Consider the following 23,194-nt stretch of genomic DNA (forward strand, 5'->3'; position numbering starts at 1 on the left):
ACTATGAATATACTTTCAGAATAAGGGGATTTGACGGAATTGCCAACGGCATTGATGCCGTTGGCGAACAGAAACTTTTATTCGATACCGCGTAGTGCATCTACCGCACGCAGTTCTTCAGCGTCTTGCTGCTTTTGAGCCGCCTGATCTTCAATATCAAGGCGTTCATTGTCGATAAGGCCTTGCTCTATTTCACGCAAAGCAATAACAGTTGGTTTTTCGTTTTTTGTTTCAACTAATGGCTCTTTACCATTGGCCAACTGACGCGCGCGGCGTGAGGCTAACAAAATTAAATCAAAACGGTTACCAACACGGTCTACAGCATCTTCTACAGTTACGCGAGCCATGGTTTACTCCCAATAAAGCGTGAGTCGTATTTTTCGAAAGGCTAAGAATTATACGGAATTAAGGCCTATTATCCAAGCAATTCCTTCAATACGCTTGAATATCTTATTTGCTGATGCGGCATTTTTTGCCGCTGAGCTAAAACAATATGCTCCAGCGATGCCAGGCTGTTGTTAAAGTCATCATTTACCAGTAGATAGTCAAACTCATGATAATGCGACATTTCTGCCTGAGCTTTTGCCATGCGCTCAGCAATAACTTCGTCAGAATCCTGTCCGCGAACACGCAAACGTTCCTCCAGAATTTCCAGGCTGGGCGGAACAATAAAAACCGAACGCACTTCAGGGTGATGTTCACGAACCTGTTGAGCGCCCTGCCAGTCAATATCCAGAAACACGTCTTTGCCTTCAGCCAATAAAGACTCTACAACTTTACGGGAAGTGCCGTAATAGTTGCCAAATACACGTGCCCATTCGTAAAATTCACCGGCATCAATACGTTGCTCAAATTCTTCAGTACTGAGAAAGTGATAATGAACGCCCTGTACTTCTCCCGGACGCGGAGCACGTGTGGTGGACGATACAGACACCTGCATAGACTGATCAGGATGCTTTTCCAACAAAGCCCGAATCAGGCTCGATTTCCCTGCGCCACTCGGGGCCGCAATGATAAACAAATTCCCTAACACCGGAGACGCGGTCATAACGGGTTCTCTTTTTAAGAAACGGACGATCACTGTTGGCGCGAAATAATAACACGGTTTCACACCTCGATGAAAATTGAGTAAAGTATGGCTTTTAAGGACTCGTGGTATTACTTTGCAGACTCAACCGGCGCCTGTCGCAAAACCGTCTAAATTCCCCCTGCTGTTCGGCTTGCTCGTACTGGTATTGCTAGGACTTAATTTACGTCCTTTGCTGACATCCGTAGGGCCACTAACCGATGAGCTACAAACCATCACAGGTCTGTCTTTCAGTGAGATATCGCTGTTAACGACACTACCCATTCTAATGATTGGCTTAATGGCCTTATTTGCCGGGCGGGTGACAACAGCTTTGGGTTACCGGCAAGGTATTGGGCTGGGCTTGTTGATTCTGTGCGCAGGCCTTACTGCCCGGCTATTTGAGCCGACCAGCACCAGTATGATTACCAGTGCTTTAGTGGGCGGAGTTGGCATTGCGTTACTGCATATCGTTATTCCGGAACTGACCAAACAACAGTATTTGAATCGTTTGGGTATGGTCACTGGCCTTTGGTCTGCGGCACTCATGGGCGGCGCGGCGCTAGGTGCTGTCGCGACTCCATGGGCTGCCAATTTATTACCTGAGCGCTTTCAGGCACTAGGCAGCTGGTCTCTTTTGGCGGCAATAGTGCTGATTATTTGGTACTTACCATTTAACCGCACACCAGTTGCCAGCATTCCTCCCCGGCACCTGTTACTGCGGGCTCACCGTTACTCCCGGGCTTGGCTTCTGGGTATTTATTTCGCCCTGGTGAATGCCGGATACGCCGGATTTATTGCGTGGATAGCGCCATTTTATGGTGAATTCGGTTGGCCCGCACAAAAAGCAGGGAATTTACTGGCGCTATTTTCTCTGGTTCAGGTTATCGGCGCTTTGCTGCTGCCGGCTCTCTCGCGCACACAAGACCGAAGGTTGTGGCTAACAGCCGCGGTACTTATTCAAATGGCAGGCTTTGCGGGGTTAAGCTGGTTTCCGACCGAAGCTCCCTGGCTATGGTCGGCACTTTGCGGCTTTGGCTTAGGTGGTGCCTTCCCGCTATGTATTGTTATGGCGCTGGACCATATCGATAACCCTGTGCAGGCAGGACGCCTGGTTTCTTTTATGCAGGGTATCGGTTTTATGTTTGCCAGCCTGATGCCGTTGTTGACCGGATGGTTCAGAGACGTTTACGGTAATTACAGTTTAGGCTGGCAGTTACATATTATTGTCGGCATTCTTATTTTGCTTATAACCTGGCAATTTAACCCTAACAGCTACCGTGACCTGTTTAACTTGCGGGAATAATTCTCGCAATTATATCATCGGCCAAGCTTTCCAGCTGCTGCCGCGGAATTTCTCGCCTGGCCATGGTTCGTAAACCAATAATATTCGTCTGTAATAAAAGGCCCAGACGTTCAGGAGACTGCGAACTACCAATTTCTCCTCGCTGCTGCGCCTGCTGAAACGCCTCTGTAAAAAGCTGCTCGAATTTTTCAAGATAACTTTGTACCGGCTCGCTAAACGCTTTGTCTTCCGGCGTAAATTCCAGCAAGGTTTTTACCAGCATACAAGCCTGCGTTGGTGCACAGGTTGCTGTCATTACCGCAATGTTACGAAGGTACAAACTTATTCCCTGCAGCACCGAAGATTTTTGCGCTAAGGCTTGCTTAAACTCTTCCTCTGCGAGAGAGGAATATTCTTCAAGGGTCTCTTTAAACAGGGCTTCTTTATTGCCAAATGCAGCATAAATACTTCCTGGCCTCATATCCATTTCTTCCTCTATGTCTTTCATAGAGGTTGCGTGGTATCCCTTGCGCCAGAAAAGCTTCAGCGCATTGTTAAGCGCTGTTTCCCGGTGAAATTTAGGCGTTCTGGGCATTATTTTTATCCTTAATTATTTACCTGAAGGCAAGTATAGACCTGCTTGTTGTTAATTTCACTTTAAGAAGTGTTAAGAAAACATGATCTAAATATCTCGGGCTCCACTATTAACCCATACATTTCGTACTTAGAGGTAACACAATGGAGATTGTTCAATTCGGTTCTGATGATATCGAAAACACTTTATCTAAAATGTCAGATGACAAGTTAAACGACATTGCTTTTGGCGCTATTCAGTTAGACGCTAGCGGTAAAATTATTCAATACAACGCCGCCGAAGGCGACATTACCGGTCGTGATCCGGGCGCTGTCGTTGGCAAAAACTTTTTTAACGAAGTGGCACCATGCACCAACAGCCCTGAGTTTAAAGGACGCTTCGACGAAGGCGTTAAAAACGGCAATTTAAACACCATGTTTGAATATGTTTTTGACTACGAAATGCAACCGACCAAAGTTAAAGTTCATATGAAAAAAGCTTTAACCGGCGACACCTACTGGGTATTCGTTAAGCGACTATAAAGTGACAGACTCACTTCAGCAGCACCTTATTGTTACTGTCATAGGCGATCTTATCGCCGATGAACTTGCGCGTATGCGTCCGGCTGAAAGTGAGTACTGGAAGCGTCGCCAATGGCATGAAGACGACACGTTAGTGGCAAAAAACAAGTCAACCAAAGACAATGGCGAGGATGACGTTGTAGTTGATTCGCTGGAACGACTGGCCTTAGCTGGCCGGGTAGTTCAGTTCTTTCATATGGGGGACAGCGGAGTGGAAGATTACCTTCTGCGCCGTAACAGTCTGGCTGAATGGGCTGAAGTTGTTCTGAAATCGCGGCAAGTTCACACCCAAAACTTAACAGTTACCACTTCCGGCAGCACCGGCCAACCCAAAGCCTGCGAGCATTCATGGAGTGCATTAGTTGAGGAAGTGAGAGAGTTTGTCCGTATCTTTGACAACGATTATGAGTTATCTCCAGTTCGTATTGTCGCTTTAGTGCCAAGCCACCATATTTATGGGTTTCTGTTTACCGTATTGTTGCCACATCTTGTTGATGCGCCGGTTTTGCGTGGTTTTAAAGCTTATAGCCACGTTCGCAACGGTGGCTTACGTGCCGGAGATGCTGTTGTCGGTTTCCCTGAGTTACTCACTCAGTTATCGTCAGAGATGCCACCATTACCGCCCGGAGTGCTTTTTATTAGCTCTGCCGGACCATGCCCGGCCAGTACGGTGCACCAGTTGTATGCTATAGGCGCAGCTCGCGCTGTGGAAATTTATGGTAGTTCCGAGACTGCAGGTATGGCTTACCGGAGTAAACCAGAAAATAACTACCGTTTGTTATCCCGCTGGCGCAAAAATACAGAAAACCATCAGCAACTAATTGATAGGCAAACAAAGGTTATTTACGAAATACCAGATAATACCCAGTGGCATACAGAGGATGAATTCCAAATCACCGGACGAGTCGACAAGGCGGTTTCGATACGAGGAATCAATGTGTTCCCGGCTCATATTGCTAAGTGTCTGCGTCAACACCCGGCAGTTGCCGATGCAACGGTACGCCCGATGAGATCCGACGAAGGCTATGGACTGAAGGCCTTTATTGTTTTACAGGAGAATATTAGTGAAACGGTAACTGAACAAAGTGTTCAAACCTGGTTAAGTGACAACCTCTGCGCTGCGGAAATACCGGAGCGAATTAGCTTTGGAGAGCAATTACCCATAAATTCCATGGGTAAGGCGCAAGACTGGAGTATCGATAACTCGCCAACGGGTAAGCCGTTAAATTAATTCAACGCACGTAATAACACATCGTCAAACCTCAGATCTGTTATTTGTGCAGACTCCAACGCTATTTTATGCTCAATGCCGTGCTGCTCTAACAACTGCCGGGTAGCCTGCAGGCAATTCTTATTTTGCTCTGCTGACAGCGTTGACATGAGTACAACGATAATTCCTTTTCCTAAGCAACCCGGAGTGTCGTAATCCTGAATGTTCTGACGGACAATTTTGCTGACGGCTTTTAACGTTTCTGCGTTATTTGCAACGCGCACGACCATGACATAATACTGATGCTCAGAATGAGCCTGGTATAAACTAAAGCGCCGTTGCAGAGACTGCAGCATAAGCCGTCGATTATAAAATCCGGTGTGCTCGTCATTGCCACCGGTTTCCCTGAGCTTGAGCTCAAGTTCTTTATAGTCGGTAATATTCTGCGTGGTACCAAAAATAATTTCACGCCCGGCTTCGTCAATGCGATAAATCCCCGACTGCCGTAACCATCGGATTTCACCGTCGCCAAGCATAATACGATGCTCGACATCTCTCGCGCCAGACTGTTTAACGGCATTAATTGCGTCGGTTACCGCTTGTCTGTCTTCGGGATGAGTTCTTTCTAAAGTCAGGGCTAATGAGGGCGTTACCCTGGACTTGTCCAAACCATGTAAATTGTACATGGTATCCGACCACTGCGACTGCCCGGTTTCTAAATCAAGCTGCCAATGCCCGAGCCCGGCAACTCGTTCAGCAAGCATTAAATTTCGCTGGTTCTCTTCAACTTTCAGCTCCAGCATTTTTCTCTCAGTAATGTCCAGCATCTGTCCATTCCAGAGTGTACTGCCGTCGGCCTGTTGACTGGTCACTGCGTGCCCGTATATCCAGCTTACTCTTCCATTTTTAATCACTCGATACTCTTTCACCCACAAATATTGATAGCGGGCAGAGTTGTGCATACTGCTCAAAACAGATTGTAAGTCGTCGGGATGAATAATTTCACTCAGCAATGTCACGTCATTTGCCAGTGACTCAGCAGAGCACCCAAAAATGGCCTCAACGCCCTGACTGACATAATTAAATTTCAATTGCCCGTCCGGTGAGCGTTCAAGCTGGTATAGCGCACCCGGTACCGAGTTTGCTAAATGTTCAAGATTAACCAAGCTTTTTTCAAAATCCATAAACTGCAACATGACTCTTTATCGACAACTATAACAGCCATAATCTTAACCTACAGGCCAGAAACTAGACAGCAAATAAATGCAAAGTGACCCATTACAAATCTTTTTAAGTAGTCTATATATAAATAAATCATAATAAAAACAGGAGCTTTTATGTCAGCCGAGAAGCAAAAATGGCATTCTGCAATTTTACTGCCAGTATTTCTTCCTGCGGTTATCGTTATAGCTTTACTGGTTATAGGCACTTTAAGTGCCCCGGAAAAAGCCGGCGAGCTGTTTGACTGGACACTGGCTGGTATTACCGACAACTTCGGTTGGTTTTATATGTTAGCAGTCGCACTTTTTCTCATGTTTATTATTGGTGTGGCCGTTTCAAGTTGGGGCAAAATTAAATTAGGACCCGACCATTGCGAACCGGAGTACAGTTTTACGTCCTGGTTCGCCATGCTATTTTCCGCCGGATACGGTATTGCCTTGCTGTTCTTTGGTGTATCCGAGCCCATACTGCATTATGCCGAACCACCGGCAGGCGCTGCAGAAACCGTAAGTTCAGCCAAGCAGGCTATGCAAATTGCGTATTTCCACTGGGGTTTTCATATCTGGGCTATTTATGGCTTAGTTGGCTTAGTACTAGCTTACTTTTCGTTTCGTCACGGGTTACCGCTTTCTATGCGTTCAACGCTCTACCCGCTTATTGGCGACAGAATCAACGGCCCTATTGGGCATACAGTCGATACCTTCGCGATCCTCGGCACCATGTTTGGTATTGCGACAACCCTTGGGCTTTCGGTTATTCAAATTAATGCAGGCCTCAACTACCTGTGGGAGGACATTCCGGTTGGTAAAACGGTTCAGGTTATTTCGATTGGCGTCATCACGTTAGCCGCAATCGCCTCGGTCGTTGCTGGTATGGATAAAGGCATTAAACGGCTGTCCCTGATTAACATAACCTTAGTCATATTCTTGTTGCTGTTTGTTTTCGCGGTTGGGCCGACTATCCATATTCTGGAAACCTTCTTGCAAAATACCGGCGCTTACATAAGTGGCATTGTAGAGCGCACCTTCAATTTACAGGCCTATGAGCGCAGTGACTGGATTGGTAACTGGACATTATTTATCTTCGGCTGGACCATTGCCTGGGCACCTTTTGTCGGGCTGTTTATTGCCAAAATCAGCCGCGGCCGCACCATCCGCCAGTTTGTTTTTGGCGTTATGCTGGTACCAACCATATTCACTTTCTTCTGGTTTGCCGTATTCGGTGACACAGCGTTGAATATGATCATGAACGAGGGTTACACAACCTTAATTTCAGAAGTTCAGGATAACCAGGCAGTAGCGCTGTTTAAGCTCTACGAAAATCTGCCTATGACCAGTGTCCTGAGCTTCCTGACAGTACTGTTAATCATCACCTTCTTTGTAACGTCATCGGATTCTGGCTCATTGGTTATTGATTCATTGTCCTCTGGCGGCATGATGGAAACGCCTGTCTGGCAGCGTGTTTTCTGGGCGAGCACTGAAGGTATTGTTGCATCCGTATTGCTCGTAGCGGGTGGGTTAGGAGCTCTGCAAACCGCAGCTATTACCAGCGCGTTACCCTTTGCGATCATTATCTTAATATCGGCGGCGGGTATGTGGCGTGCGCTCATAATTGAAGGTCATCAGTCTAAAAGTCTTCAGAGTCACCGCCATTCTCATCGTCGCGGAGTCAACGAGGGAGCCGACTATTGGAAAAAACGTCTGGCTGGGCTGGTAGACTTTCCGAATAAAGAGTCAGTACTTAAGTTTATCAACGGACCAGCTACCGAAAGCATGAAAAAGGTGCGGGACGAGTTAAAAGATCAGGACTGGCCGGCAGAATTCCGAGCTGACGAAGAGCATAACCGCATTATTCTCAGCGTTGAGCGAAAAGGCGACTTAGAATTTGCTTACGAAATTCGCTTAAAAGACTACCTGCTGCCAGAGTATGCTTTAACTAACGATGAAGGCAGAGAAGTTTATTATCGAGCTGAAGTATTCCTCAGACAAGGTGGGCAGTCTTATAATCTATATGGTTATGAGCAGACTGATATCATCAACGATGTGATTAATCAGTTTGAGAACTATCTGCACTTCCGTCATAACAGTCCCGGAGTTCTCCCGTGGGACCTTGAAAAGCATGACGAAGACCTGAATGAAGACCTTGAATCACAAAAGTAAAAGGAACGTAAAGAAGCCGCTCTCCGGAGCGGCTTTTTAGTGGTCGGACTGTTGATAGCAGGAGACATGTGCGAGAATAGCCATATTGTCAGTATGGAGTTTAACTATCACTATGGAACGTGTTGATACAAGCCCGCAAAAGCTAAGCCCGATGCCCAGCATGTTACTGCGTTCTCTGTTAACGTTACAACGCAGCGATGAGTCAGCAGCAGAGTCTGAAACTTTGCTCAAAGAGTATTCTATTCCTGCGCCAACAGCTAAGCATCTGAGCCGTTATCAACAGTCGTTTGGTGGTTTTGTCAGTGATGTTCCTCTGGCCATGCTGTACTGCATTGCGCAAAGAGCTCATTTATCGCAAATGCTTGATGACAGCTTTCCCTGGCCTGCGCCTGGTCTGGTTCATGTCAGTAATAAAATTGAACGCCACCAGGTTATTTCTGCACAAGTGCCTTTTCAATTAGTATCCAAAGTGAAAGTACCCAAACGTGGTCCTGATGTTTCTCCGCGCCGACTGCGGCCTCAATTTGTGGTTGAGTTCTGGCAAAATAATGAGAAAGTAGCAACATGCTCCAGCGTTTATCAGGTTATGAGCGGACAAAACACCGGGTCAACGAAGAAATCGACGCCTCCAATAAAAGCATTTGAGCCGGAAGCCGGCTGGGAAAATCTCAGTCACTGGCAATTAGGCAGCGGTATGGGCAGACGCTATGCGCGCATCTCCGGCGACTTTAACCCTATTCATTTGCATCCGCTGGTATCACGCTGGTTTGGCTTTGAAAAACCAATTATTCATGGCATGTATATGATGGCAAGAGCTCAGGCTGAGCTCGAGCAACGTCAGCAGAAACCTGTAACTTATATCGACGTTACCTTTAAGCGCCCAGTTATTTTACCTGCACGGGTACAGCTATGGGCGTCAGAGCAAGATGATAAAACCAAATACGAAGTGCGCAGTGCGGATCACAGCTCACTAAAGCTGGAAGGGTCAGTTCGTTTCGACTAACCCTTCCGGGGTGCCTTACTGGTGCTTATAAACCTTGCCGTCTTTCATCACGAAGCTCACATTTTGTAGTACCGTGATGTCCTCCAGCGGATTCCCTTTTACAGCAACAATATCGGCCAATTTGCCTTCTTCAAGATGGCCAATATTGTCATTTTTCAGTATTTTCGCTGCTGTTTTAGTCGCTGACTGAATTGCTTCTGCTTCCGATACACCGGCCTCTACCATGTACTGGAATTCAAGCGCGTTATCGCCATGCGCTGAAACACCACTATCGGTGCCAAAAGCAAAGTTCACACCAGCCTTATAAGCCTTAGCAAAAGTGTCCTGAATTTGGGGTCCTATGGCACGTGCTTTTGGTCTGACAACATCGGGGAAATAGCCGTCAATTTCAGCTTTCTTAGCAACAAATTTACCGGCCATAATTGTCGGAACCAAATAGGTACCATGTTCTTTCATTGCAGCAATCACTTCGTCATCCATGTAAGTGCCATGTTCCACCGAGGTGATCCCCGCTTTTACAGCACGTAACATACCGGCTTTGCCGTGAGCATGGGCTGCAACGTGAAAGTTATAATCGTTAGCAATATCCACCAGAGCTTTTAATTCATCATCGGTAAACTGTGGGTTATCGCCACTACTGGCCATACTTAAAACACCACCTGTTGCGGTAATTTTGATGAAATCAGCTCCATCTTTATAATGCTGGCGTACGGCCTCACGTGCGCCCGCCGCACTGTTAATGACACCGTCTTTTGGTGTGGGACGCCCCATGAGTTCTTCCTTCCAACCATTAGTAGGGTCGGCATGCCCACCTGTCGTTGCCAACGATTTGCCCGCAGAATAAATTCTGGGGCCATCAACGACACCGTCATTGATGGCATCGCGCAGAGCAATAGTTACATTATAAGAGTCGCCCGGATTTCTTACCGTGGTAAAGCCCGCATTCAGCGTTTTCATACCGTAGTGCTGAGCAGTTAAAGCGAGATCGGCCGGGTTTTCAGTAAACTGTTTTATGTATGAATTCGGCCCGGACTGACCGTCAAGGTGCACGTGTAAGTCGATAAGACCGGGTAAACAGGTATGAGAACTCAAGTCGGTAATCGAAGCATCATCACCGGGTCGGTTCACTTTTACAGCGGTAATTTTGTTGTCAGTAACTTCAATATAACGCTCACCAGCCAGACGACCACTCTCACTATCAAAAACGTTTCCGCAGTGCAGCCATTCACCGGCTTGAGCGGAATGCCCGGCTAAAGCGACAGTCAATCCGATAGCTATCTTTTTCAGCATAGTTCCCCCTAATCTTCATTCTGGTTATTGTTCTTCTTTGATACTCCGAACTCTAACCAATTGCAACGGCAGCGACCAGCATTGAGACAAAAAGTCAGTCTTTGTCGATAGTTACCGGAATAGGGGTCCCCCAAAACTCTCTAATTTGTGCATCATTACTTACTAATGAAGCAAGAGTATAGCCCGCCAGAAAGTCGTAGAAGGTTTCTTTCCCCTGATTGATCACATGTTTCAGCTCGCAAACAGGAAAAATAGCGCACTCGGGTTTATGGCAGTCGACCCAGTACTCATCACCCTCCAGTCTGCGTATGACTTTATCCAGCCGTATATCAGCCGGTTCAATAGCCAGCAGGAAGCCACCATTTTTGCCTCGACGTGTTTCAATTAGACCTTCTTTGCCTAATTGATGAACGACCTTATTTAAGTGATTGCGGGGAACATTGAATATGCCGCTCAACTCATCAATAGTGGCGCGCTTCGTATCCTCTTTTGCAGCCAGATACATAAGAACTCGCAGACCGTAATCTGTGTACTTTTTTAATTGCATGGTGGCGCCCTTTTGCCGTTATTCGCTCTGTTGCTTAAATGTCATTTGACGGCCCCCACGAGTGCTCAATATCAAGCGCCCTTTATCATCAATATTCACTTGATAAACTCGCTCCAGAACACTTCTGAACTCTTGAGAGAGTTCGTTAGCCTCGCCATTGCAGGCCATTTTTGTGCTTCCGGTAACCCGAATTTGAGCTAGTTCTCCACCCATGTTGTAGTTTCCAAAATAACGATTACAGCCATTAAAACCGGCAAGCTGGCTGTCTTTCAAAAACTGAATGGTTGCCGGCTTAGAATGTATCGCATGGCCTTCAAATTCAGAGAGCTCCCAGGTAGCCCCCTGAAGTAACCATTCGCTATCGCCACCGCAGCCAGAATACATGCGGTCAGATTCTTGTAAGTCGACCTGGTATGGATATAAACGTCCGCTCATCGAATCGCGACATAGTCTGTCAATAACAATAAGATGTTTATCGGTCGTCGACTCAATACGCCATTCATAAGGTTGCTCAGAAACAACCTCCGCTGCGACTAAATCAATAATTGCTTCGCTCTCAGGAGTGGTCAGTGCCATATGCTGTGGATTTACCGCCACTTGCCAAAAAGGCTCATTACCTCTTGCCGTAAAGTGTTTGGGTAAAGTGCCTTGCTCAACACACAGCGGCATTTCCTGACCCCGCCAGGTAATATCGGCTTCGTTACCTTTATTCCAGACTTGAGTTAATGGCTCTTTATCATTTGAGTAACGAGCTCCGGAGCCACTCACAGCCCGAGGTAACTCTTCCTGTTGCGACCCGTAACTTAACAGCACACCGTTTTCTTTTTGCAGTACACTGAGCTCGCTGGCACCACACTGGTAATATGTCGGCACTTGCTCTTTCGGAGTTAACAGGGCGCAACCTGACAGCAGCATTACAACGAGAATAGAGACACTTCCTTTCATATGTATCGCGGGCATACTTGCCATCCTTATATTTTTAACCGTTAAGTTAGAATTCTATAGATCGCGCTGGTAATTGCATTAATTCTTCCAAGTCTTTTTCAAATCTGTGGAAGCAGCGCCAGAATCAAGAGCTAGATCAAAAAACAACGGAATCTATTATTGCGAATCATTCTTATTTTAATTATCATCCCCTCGAATTTAATTAATCTAAAATAACTTTTTAATAAAGGTGAACCGAGTCCGTTATGAAGAAAACGATCTTAGCCAGCACCATATTGGCCGCTCTTGCAACTCCCGCTATGGCCAATAACGCCAACGGCGATACTGATATCGAGCAAATCAAAATTATTGGCAGTAAAACAGACGCCCGCAATGTAGCCGGCTCCAGCGCCGTCATTGACGAAGAACAGATGCGCATTGAAGTTCCGAGCGACATCAACCAGTTAATGAAAACCATCCCGGGTGTTTATGTCCGTGAAGAAGATGGCGAAGGCCTACGTCCGAATATCGGTATTCGTGCTGCAACAGCAGGGCGTGTCAGCAAGGTCACGCTGCTGGAAGACGGAGTCATGATGGCTCCGGCACCTTATTCAAACCCGGCCGCCTACTACTTCCCGACTACCTTCCGTATGTCATCAGTTGAAGTATTAAAAGGCGCTCCTTTACTGCGTTACGGCCCACAGACAACCGGCGGAGTTTTAAACCTGGTGACAACACCCGTTCCGGAAGACTTTGGCGGCCAGGTACTAACTGAATTTGGCGAAAACAGCAGCCGTGACATTCACGCTCATGTGGGCGGTACGAAAGGTCAATGGGGCTTTTTATTAGAAACCGTTCAACGCAGCAGTGACGGCTTTAAAGAAATTGACCGTAGCAGCCGCGATGCCGGTTTTGATATTGAAGACTACGTTGCAAAACTGCAGTGGACTGGCGAGCGCCAGAGCTTGTTGGCCAAAGTTCAATATTCAGAAGAAATCTCAAACGAGACTTATCTCGGTTTGACCGATGAAGATTTCGCTCAGAATGAAAACCGCCGTTACGGGCTGTCTGAGATTGACCAGATGGATAACTCGCACAAAGGCTACAGCTTAAACTACGCGTTTGAAGCGACGGATAATCTCACTTTCACTATTTTAGGCTACTACAACGACTATGCTCGCAACTGGTTCAAACTGGATGGCGGTAATGCGTACGTCAGTGCGGCTAATAACGGTGGCGCCGAGGCATTGGCTATTTTGCTAGGCACTCAGGACGAAGCCGGTCTGAACTACAAAAACAACAACCGTGCTTATGAATCAAAAGGCATTGAAGCCAATGCTCAGTTTGTTTTTGGAACTCATAACCTGGAAGTGGGTGTTCGTGACCACAGCGACGAAATGGACCGTTTCCAGCCAGTTGAAATTTATGATCAGGTTAACGGTAGCCTCGTCTATCAGGGCGAAGTTATGCCTACCGGCGGCAATAACCGTTTAGAAGGCGCTGACGCAATCAGCTTCTGGCTGACAGATCGGTGGCAGGCAACAGAAGACCTTAATGTACACTTTGCGCTGCGTTATGAAGACGTAGAGTCTTATCGTAATCAGTTTGCTGATACGGCTCGCGAGCAACTGGACAGCGCGCGTTCAAACGATAGCGACGAGTGGTTGCCGGGCGTATCCTTCACTTATGACGTCAACGATAACTGGCAGGTACTGGCCGGCGCACATAAAGGTTTTTCTCCTTTAGGCGGCGGTGCGAAAGAGTTCCAGGAACCAGAAACCAGCAATAACTACGAAGCCGGCGTTCGTTTTAACCAAGGTTCTTTCTTTGCGGAAGCTATTGGTTTCTACAGCGACTTTAGCGACACCACTCAGCAATGTTCAATTGCTAACCCTTGTGACAACGGTGCTGAGTCGGGTAACTACGTATTGGGTGAGTCAGTAGTTCGCGGTTTGGAATTCCAGGCGAGCAATACCTTTGAAGCAGGAAGTTTCTTAATACCTATTGATGTTACTTACACCTATACCAAGGGTGAAATTAGCGAAGACAACCTCAATAACCTTGACGGCGACGAGTTAGCTGACATTCCACAAAACATGTTCAGTATGCGTATTGCACTCGATAACCAACAAGGATGGGTAAATTATGTTGTCGCCAAATATGCTGACGAAATGTGCGTCAGCACCGGCTGCAACCGAAGCAACAGCCGCTTTGACAAAACGGAGTCCGTTTTTGTCACCGATTTTGTCAGCCGCTACGAAATGAACAACAACATGGCGGTTTATTTCAAAGTTGAGAACCTATTCGACCAACAGAAGATCGTTGCTCGCTCGCCACATGGTGCGCGTCCGAACAAACCTCAAAGCGCTTCTTTCGGTGTGGAATACACTTTCTAAAAGACAATCCCTCCCTGGATTTATCGTGGCCCCATTTTTATGGGGCCATTTTTTTCTGGGCCACCTTATTGCGCTAAGCTAATCAGGTAATCCGCTAACGCGCCCATGCCTGTTTTCTTAACACCCGCTTCGCGTTCTGCACTTTGATTATAGTTAGTGTTGGTGTTCACATCGTAAACGTACAGCTCGCCTTTTGCGTCTTCGATAAACTCAATGCCAGCCACATCAATATCATTGGCTTTTAAAAAGGCTTCCAGCGCAAAAATAATTTCATGGTCATTAAAGCGCTGCGTAATAGTGAATTTATTGGGTTGATTGCCATCAGCAGGCGCTTCGCTGGTTGGACAAAACGCATCATCCACACTGCAAACATCGGCAGGGCATAACTCGAAGCCTTGCTCAGTATTAACGTTAACCGCGTAAACAAATTTCTGCCCGACAAACTCGCTGCGCGTAATATGCGGTTGCTTTGGCTGAATATATTCCTGTAACAGCCAAATGCCATCTAAAGGCTCTTCATAATCATCGCTGTTTATGTAGCTCTTTAAGCCAGCAACATCATCAAACTTAATAACACCTAAGCCTTTACCACCGCGGTTAGGTTTTAAAATCAATGGCCACTCGGCAAATTTCTCAGCGGCCTCGGTCAGCAGCTCTTTCCCCACCACAGCCTGTGTTTTAGGCACGTTAAGGCCGGCTTTTTGTAATGCCGCATACTGCGACAGCTTACACACCTCCAGCGCTAGCACCCGGGTACCATTAACCACGGTTCTATTACTGTTTTCCAACCAGGTTAACGCCATGCGAGTCAGCTCCGGTGCAAAACGATGTCCTCTTGTATGCGAGGAGGCACTCATACGATTATAGTAAACCGCATCTTCCGGAAGCTCGGAAAAAGGTATAACCCCCGTATCCAGGAACCATTCTTTGGCTTGCACACCGCGCTTCTCAAACTCTGCTCTTAGTGGCACCAGCCACTCTTCATTTTCGTGCAGAATAACAATATCTCGCATGGTTACCTCTTAGCGTCTCAGCTGATGTATCAGCAGAACTACGACAATAAAAATAAGCCCTGACAACAATACCTGCCAGGGAACAAAAACGGCCAGCCCAAGACAACTGACTAAACCTAGTATGGATACCCATTTAGGCACAAAACGATCACTTTTTGTGACCTTCAGTGCCGCTAAATTCGTGATGCCATAATACACTAAAACCGTGAAGGCACTGAACGACCATGCGGTCTTTATATCACCAATTGCGACCAACACCAGCATGACAAAACAAGTTAACCAGGTTGCCGGTGGCGCCGAGGTTTGTTGGTCATTTAAGTTAGCAAAGCGCATTGGCAAATCGGCTCTGCGCCCCATGGCCAGAACCACCCGCGACACCCCCAAAATTAAGTTGAGAATAACTCCGCCCATAGCGACCACTGCACCCGCGGTGACCAACCATTGTATAGGTCCAGTTGGCAACAAACTCGCCAAAGAGAAGTGCTCCGCCTGGAAGTCCGCTATGCTGGGAAAATGCAAGAGCGCGCTACCAACCCCCAAATACAGAAGCGTCACAACCGCCAGAGTTAAAATAACGGCCAGCGGAATAACCTGACGCGGATTTTGTACCTCTTCCCCCATGGTGGCAATACGTCCGTAACCTGTGTAGGCAACAAAAAGCAGAGCTGCCGCCTGCAAAACGTGCCACCACTCGACCGAAGCCCGCTCAACAACGGCGGTTTGTTGATGACCTGTAATAATAAAAGCCAACAGAGCCACTATGCTCACCGTAACAATGGCTGCATTAACCCAGTTTGTGCGCTTAACGCCCCCCAGTACTAATAACGTAAATAGCACCAATACTGCGGCGGCTATCCACTGTGCTAAATATTCAGGTATTGCCGTGACATTCGTCACATACCAGCCTACCGCCAGCGCAGCGGTTGCCGCTGACGCACTTTTTGCTACTACGAACAAGCTACCCGCCGTTACGCCATAAGCCGGGGTCAGAAACCGATAACCATATTCATAGGTGCCGCCGCTTACTGAATGTGCGGAAGCTAACTGAGCCGAAGACAGGCCATTGCATAAAGCCGTTACTGCCGCAATGAGAATGGCCCATAAAACGGCACCACCGGCAATATCCGCACCAATACCCACACTAACGAACGCACCGGTACCTAAAATGGAACCCAGCCCTAAAACTATAGCTCCGGCCAGCGAGGTGGAACGCACGAGTTGTTGACTCATAGGCTGCCCTTTTTTCTTTCGTTGGTGATTCAGTCACTTCTCTATTATCTTACAGGGTAAAAGATGAACTGGATGTGACAACCACTTAATGAAACATTTAGCACTGGGGCCCATAACCGCCCTTATTGTATTACTCACAACACAGCTGGCAAACATGCCGTTACCCGCGGCTCTAACCTTAAGCACCGTTGTCTGGGTGGCCTGGTGGTGGGTAACCGAGTGCATCCCTTTACCTGTCACCTCATTACTGCCTTTTGTGTTGCTTCCAACGTTTGGGGTTATCGACACACAAACCGCCGCAGGCGCTTTAGGCGACAACATCATTCTGTTGTTTATGGGGGCATTCATGCTGGCCAAAGCCGTTGAAGCCAGCGGTGTTCATAAACGCATGGCTCTGTCTTTGATTGCCCGCATTGGTGCTGACAATGGTCGCAAAGTGGTTATTTCCTTTATGGCAGCAACCGCCTTTCTGTCCATGTGGATATCGAACACAGCGAGTGTTTTAGCACTTTTACCCGTTGCTTTAGCTCTGGCCGATGCCAGCGACGACGAAAATTTCCAGCGCGCTCTGCTGTTAGGCCTGGCCTACGCCGGCTCACTTGGCGGCGTCGCGACGTTAGTAGGAACACCACCAAATCTGATTTTTGCGTCTATTTACCAGAATATTACCGGCGTAGAATTCAGTTTTACCCGTTGGCTGGGCATTGGTTTACCCATGGTTCTGCTGGGGTTACCTATTATCGCACTTTGGTTAACGCGTAACGTCAAACTGTCAAAGCCACTTGAGTTGCCAACCACCAGTGAAATGACAACCTACGAAAAGCGCGTGCTGATGGTATTTGGTACTGTCGTCGTTTTGTGGATAACACGTACCGCTCCCTTTGGCGGCTGGACTGGATTGCTTGGCGTTGGCAGCCTCAATGACGCGACCGTTGCCCTGGCCGGCGTTGTCTCTATGTTTGTTATTCCTACCGGAAATGCGAAAAACGAGAAACTGTTAAACTGGCCGTTGGCTAGAGATATTCCCTGGGGCATTCTGCTATTATTTGCCGGCGGTATTTGCTTAGCCCGCGGCGTTATGGAAAGTGGGCTTGGCGAACTTATTGGTCAGTCTCTCACGGCGTTGGACGCTCTGCCATTGTGGTTACTGATTTTTGTTTTGAGTCTGACCGTATCCTTCGTTACAGAAGTCACCTCCAATACAGCAACTGCCACCTTGCTGATGCCAATTCTGGCTGCCACGGCAACAGCACTTGAGTTACCTATCGAGTTACTCATGATACCGGCGGTTATTGCCTGCAGTTGTGCCTTTTGCATGCCGGTGGCCACACCGCCAAACTCTATTGTTTTTGCCTCTAATAGAGTCACTATAAAAGACATGGCGAAAGAAGGCCTGGTACTGAATATTTTGCTGGCCATTGTCACAACACTAGTGGTATTAATTTTTGTCTAGTGCGCCGACAGCTCTGACAGGCTATAATCGCACGCTTTCATCTCCTCAAAAGGATCTGACATGAGCGACTTCCCAGCCTGCCCTGAGTGTAAATCAAGCTTCACCTACCACGATGGTACCTTATTAGTTTGTCCTGAATGCGGACACGAATGGTCTGAAAACGAGCCAGAAACAACTGACGATGCACCCACTTTTCGCGATGCCAACGGTGCACCACTGGAAGACGGCGATACTGTCACTGTCATTAAAGATCTTAAAATTAAAGGTTCATCATCGGTCGTTAAAGTCGGTACCAAAGTTAAGAATATCCGTTTAATTGATGATGACCATGACATCGACTGTAAAATTGATGGTATTGGTGCAATGAAACTGAAATCTGAATTTGTTAAAAAGGTCTAAAATCGGATACCGGAAATTACTATGAGAACGCTTTTAGCTGTCTGCCTTGTTCTTTTTTCGTCATTTACTTTCGGGAAAAGTAATGAACAAACTGTGGTGCTTATTTCAATTGATGGCTTTCGTCACGACTATATTGAAAAACATGACGCCAAAAACATTGCAGAATTAGCTAAAAGCGGTGTGCGCAGTAAAGGGCTTATTCCTGTTTATCCGTCAAAGACATTCCCAAATCATCTATCTATTATCACCGGCCGTTATCCCACTAATCACGGCCTGGTGGATAATAATTTTTACGATACCGAACGCCAGCAAAAGTACAGCATGGGCGACGGCTTAGAGGACAGTAGCTGGATTACCGCTTTACCCCTATGGAACCTTGCCGAATTTCAGGGCGTAAAAGCGGCGACCTTTTTCTGGCCTGAGTCTGATGCCCGCATTAATGGCCGGACGCCCAGTTACTTCTATCATTACAGTACACCGGTTCCTAATAGCCAACGAGTAGACCAAATTATTGAATGGTTAAAGTTACCGGAGAAAGCGCGTCCAAGACTGGTTACTGGCTATTTTTCTGTCGTTGACACCATGGGTCATCGGTTTGGCCCGGACGCTAAACAAGTGAAAGGTGCAGTTCAGCACGTTGATAAGCTTATTGGCGAGTTATGGCAGCGAATGCAAACGGAAGTGGATGCGCCGGTTAATCTGGTTCTGGTTTCTGACCACGGCATGGCGCCAATAAAGGCCAACAAGATGATTGATGTTAATGAGCTGAATATTGATGAAGAGCTTTTTAACGTTGTAAATGCACAAACTCGACTGCTTATTTACGCAAATGAGGAGACTTCGGACAAGCAAGTGGACTCACTCCGACAACGCTTGAACCAAATGGCTGATGCCCCCTTTTATACAGAATCGGAAGCAGCGTTGGCTCAACGGCACTTCGTGAATAGCCCACGGGTTCCTGCCATTGTTTTAGCAACGGATGCTCCTACCAGCTTCGCTACACGGCCGCGTGATCAGTGGTCAGACGGCGGCACTCACGGGTATTACGGCACCCGCGATATGGACGGCTTTTTTGTTGCAGCCGGAACCGGTTTTCATCGTGGCCAGCAAATTGAGCGTTTTGAGAACATCCATATATACCCAATGCTGGCAGAATTACTCAATTTAGATCTGCTCACCGAAATTGATGGCCGGGCTGACGTACTCCGGCCAATCTTAAAAGCGAATTAATTATCGTCAAGTTGCGGTGTTTTCATAAATATCGCGACTATTGCTGCCGTGATGGTGCCGACAACAAGGGCAAAAAGCATTGACTGAATAATATAGCTACCTAAAGTAAAATAAACTTCTGCTTGCTCAGCGTCCATCCCACCTTCATTAACAGCAAAGTTACTAACGTTTTCAAAATAATTCGGTGAAATAATAACGTGTGTTATCCACTGGCTAATTGGCGTTAAAACCGCCACCACAATGGCTATAATCAGACCACTGATGAATCCCTGCTTCCAAGTCATTGATCCGTTAAGATCTTTTTCTCGTTTTTCTCTAAGTGCTAATACATAAATGGCGATAGCAATAAGTGCAAAGAAGTTCGAGTAAGTTGAATGGTAAGCAATGTAATTGTCATGAAGACCAACTAGCCTTGCTATTAATACCCACAACATACTGACTATAATAAAAATAACGCCCCACTTTATTTCTGTTGTTCGTGTTTTAAGCATTCTGGATTACCCTTTTGTAAAGATCCCTAAAAACAATAGCACTATTAAGGGATAGTCTGTAATTATAGTCCCGTTTTAAACGAATTAATTCAGGAGGATTCTCGTGGAAATACCCAGCATGCTCGCTATCGTGGCTGCACTGTGGGTTGTTCTGGTGATAGCCGGCGCTTTTGAGGCCGTTCGCCATTGGGCACTTGTCCGTAAAATTCCAGTGCGAGTCCATGTAAATGGTACTCGGGGAAAAACCAGCGTTACCCGGTTAATTGCGGCAGGATTACGCAGTGGTGGTAAACGCATTTGTGCTAAAACAACTGGTTCTGCAGCAGCTATTACCGACCCGGATGGTCGCGAATTTCCTATTTACCGAATAAGCGGTGCAAATATTATTGAACAAATGCGCACACTCAAAAGAATGGCAGCATTAAAGCCTGAAATTGTGGTTATGGAATGTATGGCACTGCAGCCTCAGTATCAGTCTTTGAGTGAATTGCGAATGGTTCGCTCAACTGTTGGTGTTATTACCAATGCCCGTGCCGACCATTTAGATGTTATGGGCCCCGGTGAGAACGATGTCGCCTTAGCTCTGGCAGGTAGCACCCCACTAAAAGGCGACTTATTCACCGCCGAACGCGACTTACTGGATGTGTTTAAACATTCATGTAACGACCGTAAAAGTGAACTGCATGGCGTAACCGAGGACGAAGTTAACGCTATTACCGATGACACCATGAAGCGTTTCCGTTACGCAGAGCACGCCGAAAATGTTGCTTTAGCTCTGAATGTCTGCCAGCACCTTGGTGTTGACCGGGAGAAAGCTCTGGATGGCATGGTTGCATTAGAGCCGGAAGCGGGTGCCATGCAGGTTCTTCACGTTAACTACTTCAAGCGCGAAATTGTATTCGTCAACGCCTTTGCAGCCAATGACCCTGAGTCTACAGGACGCATTTGGGAAAATATGCTGGAAAAACATGGCGAAGAGCGACGTAAAATTGTTTTGATCAACTGCAGGGCTGACCGCCCCCACCGCTCTCAGCAAATGGCCGAAGACATCGTTAAATGGAGTCCCGCAGATAAATACCTGTTAATGGGCTCAGGAACCTTCATTTTCGTCCGTAATGCCGTGAAATACGGCCTTGACCCCGAAAAGCTACTTGTTATGGAAAATGCTGAGATGACCGAAATTACCGAAACTATTTTAGAAGAATCCGGCAGCAGCGCATTAGTTGTCGGTATGTGCAACATTCACGGAGGTGGCGAAGAAGTCGCTCGTTTCTTCCAGAACCGGGCAATCAAGGAGGAAGATTTATGATTGCATTAAACATTCTTGCCGTTGCCATTGGTGTCGGTTTATTTTTTACTTTGTTACTCACACAAACATTAGGTTTAGCCGCCGGCGGCTTGGTTGTTCCGGGTTATGTTGCATTGCAACTGACTGATCCTCTAAGCTTGGCTATCACGCTTGTTGCGGCGCTTATTACCTACCTAATTGTCAGAGTTATTGCCAGCTTCGCTATTATTTATGGGCGTCGCCAAACCATTATCATGATTCTTACCGGTTATCTCATTGCCGGCTTGATGGATTTATTCCTTGGTAACATTGTTAACTGGGTAGATTTGCAAATGATAGCAGGCGGTGGTGATGCACAGGCTCAAGTTGCCACTCTTGAATCTAGCTTTATGATGTCGATTATGGAAAGTAGCATCGTCGGCTACATTATTCCCGGGCTTATCGCTATTTGGTTTGATCGGCAAGGCGTACTGCAGACCTTATGCGGACTCGCAGTAACTGCGGTACTGGTCCGCTTGGCACTTATCATCATTATGCCGGAATCATTACAAATGTACGAAGCAAGCCAAGCATTTCAGATGCCAGGCTGGTAACAGGAGGACGAATCATGAGTAGTTTTACAAAGATTTATTGGCGTTCGTCGGGCGTACCAACCTGGGGACTTATTTTTCTTATCGTACTGTCAGTAATCGTTATGGTTTCTGCGGAAAATATAAAACAACGCGATCCCGTCGTTGATGACAATTACGCAACCATGGTTAATGCGTCAAAAATAATGCGTGAAGGTATGCAGGTTCTTAAACCGTTGCGCGCAAAACTGGCTCCAATTAACCCGGAGTTCGACCCCCAACGCTCTGGCATGGTTGGTTTGGAAAACAGTATTGTTACCACTAACCATGGTAGTCGCGAATCCAAACAAACCACGGTTAACCCTAATTGGGCAGCGGTCGCGGTCAAATTAATGGCAGATGCTGGTGTGCAGGAAGGAGATTTAGTTGCAGTTACGGTATCAGGCTCCTTTCCGGCAATGAACCTGGCCGTCTATTCAGCTATCGAAGCGATGGGAGCAGAAGCGATTATTATCGCTTCCGCATCATCCTCGCAGTGGGGCGGAAACGTACCCAACTTTCTATGGCTTGATATGGAGCGAGAACTCCGCGAAGCCGGCGTACTCAGTTCAAAACCCGTTTACGCTTCTATTGGAGGTATTGAAGATCGGGGAATTGGTATTCCCGAAGAAGGCATTACCTCAATACGAAATACAATAGAAAGAGCCGGTATCAATTTTATTGATCCTGCAAGCTACCAGGAAGCCGTCGCTGACCGTATTGCCATATTTCGTGAATATTCAGCTGACCGTCAATACAAAGCCTTCATAAATGTTGGTGGTGGCGCAACTATAGTAGGCCCTCCTGGTATTGATGATATGTTCAAGTCAGGTCTTCAGAGGGACGCTCCTTCACGAGCTTTTGCTGTCGACACCATGATGGGCTATTTCCTGCAAGAAGATATTCCGGGTATTCACTTTAGTGGCATTAAAGATATGGCCACACGACATGGCCTTCCGTTAATGCCACAAGAAGTTGTGCCCGTTGGCAATGGCGGTATCTATTCAGCAACCGTTTATAACCGCTGGTTAGCACTTGGTTTAGGCCTTGGTTTATTCGCCATGACCTGGCTTATCGTCCGCTCTGCACGCATCACTAGCTTGTGGCGCCGAACCGGCGAAAGCGGTAAGAGCACGAAACCGATGGTTTAATAGATACCAACAAAGAGGGAGTTACTCCCTCTTTTAGGCTAGCTTACATACTGGCTAATTTAGTGCTAAAACTAA

At 46.9% G+C, this 23,194-nt stretch carries 22 protein-coding genes; 12 read left to right on the forward strand and 10 right to left on the reverse strand.

Annotated elements, in window-relative coordinates:
* Positions 1-77 precede the first annotated feature (77 nt).
* Both rpoZ and gmk read right to left on the reverse strand, forming a co-directional pair.
* Positions 78-347: a DNA-directed RNA polymerase subunit omega gene (gene rpoZ, locus IL_RS12225; RefSeq protein WP_011235607.1), complete on the reverse strand. Its 270-nt coding sequence runs from the start codon at positions 345-347 to the stop codon at positions 78-80.
* A 68-nt stretch (positions 348-415) separates the two neighbouring features.
* Positions 416-1,048: a guanylate kinase gene (gene gmk / locus IL_RS12230; protein ID WP_011235608.1), complete on the reverse strand. Its 633-nt coding sequence runs from the start codon at positions 1,046-1,048 to the stop codon at positions 416-418.
* Positions 1,049-1,163: 115 nt separating this feature from the next.
* Here gmk and IL_RS12235 point away from each other — a divergent pair, with 115 nt between their 5' ends.
* Positions 1,164-2,372: a CynX/NimT family MFS transporter gene (locus IL_RS12235; RefSeq protein ID WP_011235609.1), complete on the forward strand. Its 1,209-nt coding sequence runs from the start codon at positions 1,164-1,166 to the stop codon at positions 2,370-2,372.
* Here the strand turns inward: IL_RS12235 and IL_RS12240 are convergent.
* Positions 2,356-2,946, reverse strand: a complete 591-nt coding sequence (locus tag IL_RS12240) for a TetR/AcrR family transcriptional regulator (protein WP_011235610.1) — start codon at positions 2,944-2,946, stop codon at positions 2,356-2,358. The genes IL_RS12235 and IL_RS12240 overlap by 17 nt on opposite strands.
* Before the next feature lie 143 nt (positions 2,947-3,089).
* Here IL_RS12240 and pyp point away from each other — a divergent pair, with 143 nt between their 5' ends.
* Together pyp and IL_RS12250 are read left to right on the forward strand one after the other, a co-directional pair.
* Positions 3,090-3,467: a photoactive yellow protein gene (pyp, locus tag IL_RS12245; protein ID WP_011235611.1), complete on the forward strand. Its 378-nt coding sequence runs from the start codon at positions 3,090-3,092 to the stop codon at positions 3,465-3,467.
* Between the two features lies 1 nt (position 3,468).
* Complete coding sequence (locus tag IL_RS12250) at positions 3,469-4,737, forward strand: AMP-binding protein (RefSeq protein WP_011235612.1); 1,269 nt, start codon at positions 3,469-3,471, stop codon at positions 4,735-4,737.
* On the opposite strand, the gene IL_RS12255 is transcribed toward IL_RS12250, so the two are convergent.
* Positions 4,734-5,900, reverse strand: a complete 1,167-nt coding sequence (locus IL_RS12255) for a PAS domain-containing protein (RefSeq protein WP_231378596.1) — start codon at positions 5,898-5,900, stop codon at positions 4,734-4,736. The genes IL_RS12250 and IL_RS12255 overlap by 4 nt on opposite strands.
* Positions 5,901-6,053: 153 nt before the next feature.
* Between IL_RS12255 and IL_RS12260 the strand changes: the two genes are divergently transcribed.
* Together IL_RS12260 and IL_RS12265 are read left to right on the forward strand one after the other, a co-directional pair.
* Positions 6,054-8,096, forward strand: coding sequence for a BCCT family transporter (locus IL_RS12260; protein WP_011235614.1), 2,043 nt, complete (start codon positions 6,054-6,056; stop codon positions 8,094-8,096).
* A 112-nt stretch (positions 8,097-8,208) separates the two neighbouring features.
* On the forward strand, positions 8,209-9,099 hold the full coding sequence (locus IL_RS12265) for a MaoC family dehydratase (RefSeq protein WP_011235615.1): 891 nt from the start codon (positions 8,209-8,211) through the stop codon (positions 9,097-9,099).
* 15 nt (positions 9,100-9,114) lie between these two features.
* Here the strand turns inward: IL_RS12265 and IL_RS12270 are convergent, their stop codons facing one another.
* The 3 genes from IL_RS12270 to IL_RS12280 form a co-directional block, all read right to left on the reverse strand.
* A complete protein-coding gene (locus IL_RS12270) occupies positions 9,115-10,389 on the reverse strand; it encodes a metal-dependent hydrolase family protein (RefSeq protein ID WP_011235616.1) in 1,275 nt (424 codons plus the stop codon).
* 94 nt (positions 10,390-10,483) lie between these two features.
* Positions 10,484-10,936, reverse strand: a complete 453-nt coding sequence (locus tag IL_RS12275; protein ID WP_011235617.1) for an RrF2 family transcriptional regulator — start codon at positions 10,934-10,936, stop codon at positions 10,484-10,486.
* A gap of 18 nt (positions 10,937-10,954) precedes the next feature.
* Complete coding sequence (locus tag IL_RS12280) at positions 10,955-11,896, reverse strand: META domain-containing protein (protein WP_011235618.1); 942 nt, start codon at positions 11,894-11,896, stop codon at positions 10,955-10,957.
* Positions 11,897-12,126: 230 nt separating this feature from the next.
* On the opposite strand from IL_RS12280, the gene IL_RS12285 reads away from it, so the two are divergent.
* Positions 12,127-14,256, forward strand: coding sequence for a TonB-dependent receptor family protein (locus tag IL_RS12285; protein WP_011235619.1), 2,130 nt, complete (start codon positions 12,127-12,129; stop codon positions 14,254-14,256).
* Positions 14,257-14,321: 65 nt separating this feature from the next.
* Here IL_RS12285 and IL_RS12290 read toward each other — a convergent pair whose 3' ends face one another.
* Both IL_RS12290 and IL_RS12295 read right to left on the reverse strand, forming a co-directional pair.
* Positions 14,322-15,269, reverse strand: a complete 948-nt coding sequence (locus IL_RS12290) for an ATP-grasp domain-containing protein (protein ID WP_011235620.1) — start codon at positions 15,267-15,269, stop codon at positions 14,322-14,324.
* Positions 15,270-15,278: 9 nt separating this feature from the next.
* Positions 15,279-16,499, reverse strand: coding sequence for an APC family permease (locus tag IL_RS12295; RefSeq protein ID WP_011235621.1), 1,221 nt, complete (start codon positions 16,497-16,499; stop codon positions 15,279-15,281).
* An 88-nt stretch (positions 16,500-16,587) separates the two neighbouring features.
* Between IL_RS12295 and IL_RS12300 the strand changes: the two genes are divergently transcribed.
* Genes IL_RS12300 through IL_RS12310 form a run of 3 tightly spaced genes read left to right on the forward strand, consistent with a single transcriptional unit; the run spans position 16,588 to position 19,581 of the window.
* Positions 16,588-17,952: an SLC13 family permease gene (locus IL_RS12300; protein WP_011235622.1), complete on the forward strand. Its 1,365-nt coding sequence runs from the start codon at positions 16,588-16,590 to the stop codon at positions 17,950-17,952.
* Between the two features lie 60 nt (positions 17,953-18,012).
* Entirely contained in the window at positions 18,013-18,351 is a 339-nt protein-coding gene (locus tag IL_RS12305; RefSeq protein WP_011235623.1) for a zinc ribbon domain-containing protein YjdM, read from the forward strand.
* 21 nt (positions 18,352-18,372) lie between these two features.
* The gene (locus IL_RS12310; RefSeq protein WP_011235624.1) at positions 18,373-19,581 is read left to right on the forward strand and encodes an ectonucleotide pyrophosphatase/phosphodiesterase; all 1,209 of its coding nucleotides are present in this window, start codon (positions 18,373-18,375) and stop codon (positions 19,579-19,581) included.
* Here IL_RS12310 and IL_RS12315 read toward each other — a convergent pair.
* Entirely contained in the window at positions 19,578-20,072 is a 495-nt protein-coding gene (locus tag IL_RS12315) for a DUF4199 domain-containing protein (protein ID WP_011235625.1), read from the reverse strand. The two genes, IL_RS12310 and IL_RS12315, sit on opposite strands and share 4 nt — an antisense overlap.
* A gap of 103 nt (positions 20,073-20,175) precedes the next feature.
* Here IL_RS12315 and pgsB point away from each other — a divergent pair, with 103 nt between their 5' ends.
* The 3 genes from pgsB to pgsW are packed head-to-tail and all read left to right on the forward strand — an operon-like array spanning position 20,176 to position 23,119.
* A complete protein-coding gene (pgsB, locus tag IL_RS12320) occupies positions 20,176-21,381 on the forward strand; it encodes a poly-gamma-glutamate synthase PgsB (protein WP_011235626.1) in 1,206 nt (401 codons plus the stop codon).
* Positions 21,378-21,953 (forward strand): poly-gamma-glutamate biosynthesis protein PgsC, encoded by a 576-nt coding sequence (gene pgsC, locus IL_RS12325; RefSeq protein ID WP_011235627.1) that lies wholly within the window; start codon positions 21,378-21,380, stop codon positions 21,951-21,953. The genes pgsB and pgsC overlap by 4 nt, the downstream gene beginning before the upstream one ends.
* 14 nt (positions 21,954-21,967) lie before the next feature.
* Positions 21,968-23,119 carry a poly-gamma-glutamate system protein gene (pgsW, locus tag IL_RS12330; RefSeq protein WP_011235628.1) on the forward strand — a complete coding sequence of 384 codons (1,152 nt, stop codon included), beginning with the start codon at positions 21,968-21,970 and terminating at the stop codon, positions 23,117-23,119.
* The last annotated feature ends 75 nt before the right edge of the window (positions 23,120-23,194 follow it).

Source organism: Idiomarina loihiensis L2TR (assembly GCF_000008465.1).
GTDB lineage: Bacteria > Pseudomonadota > Gammaproteobacteria > Enterobacterales > Alteromonadaceae > Idiomarina > Idiomarina loihiensis.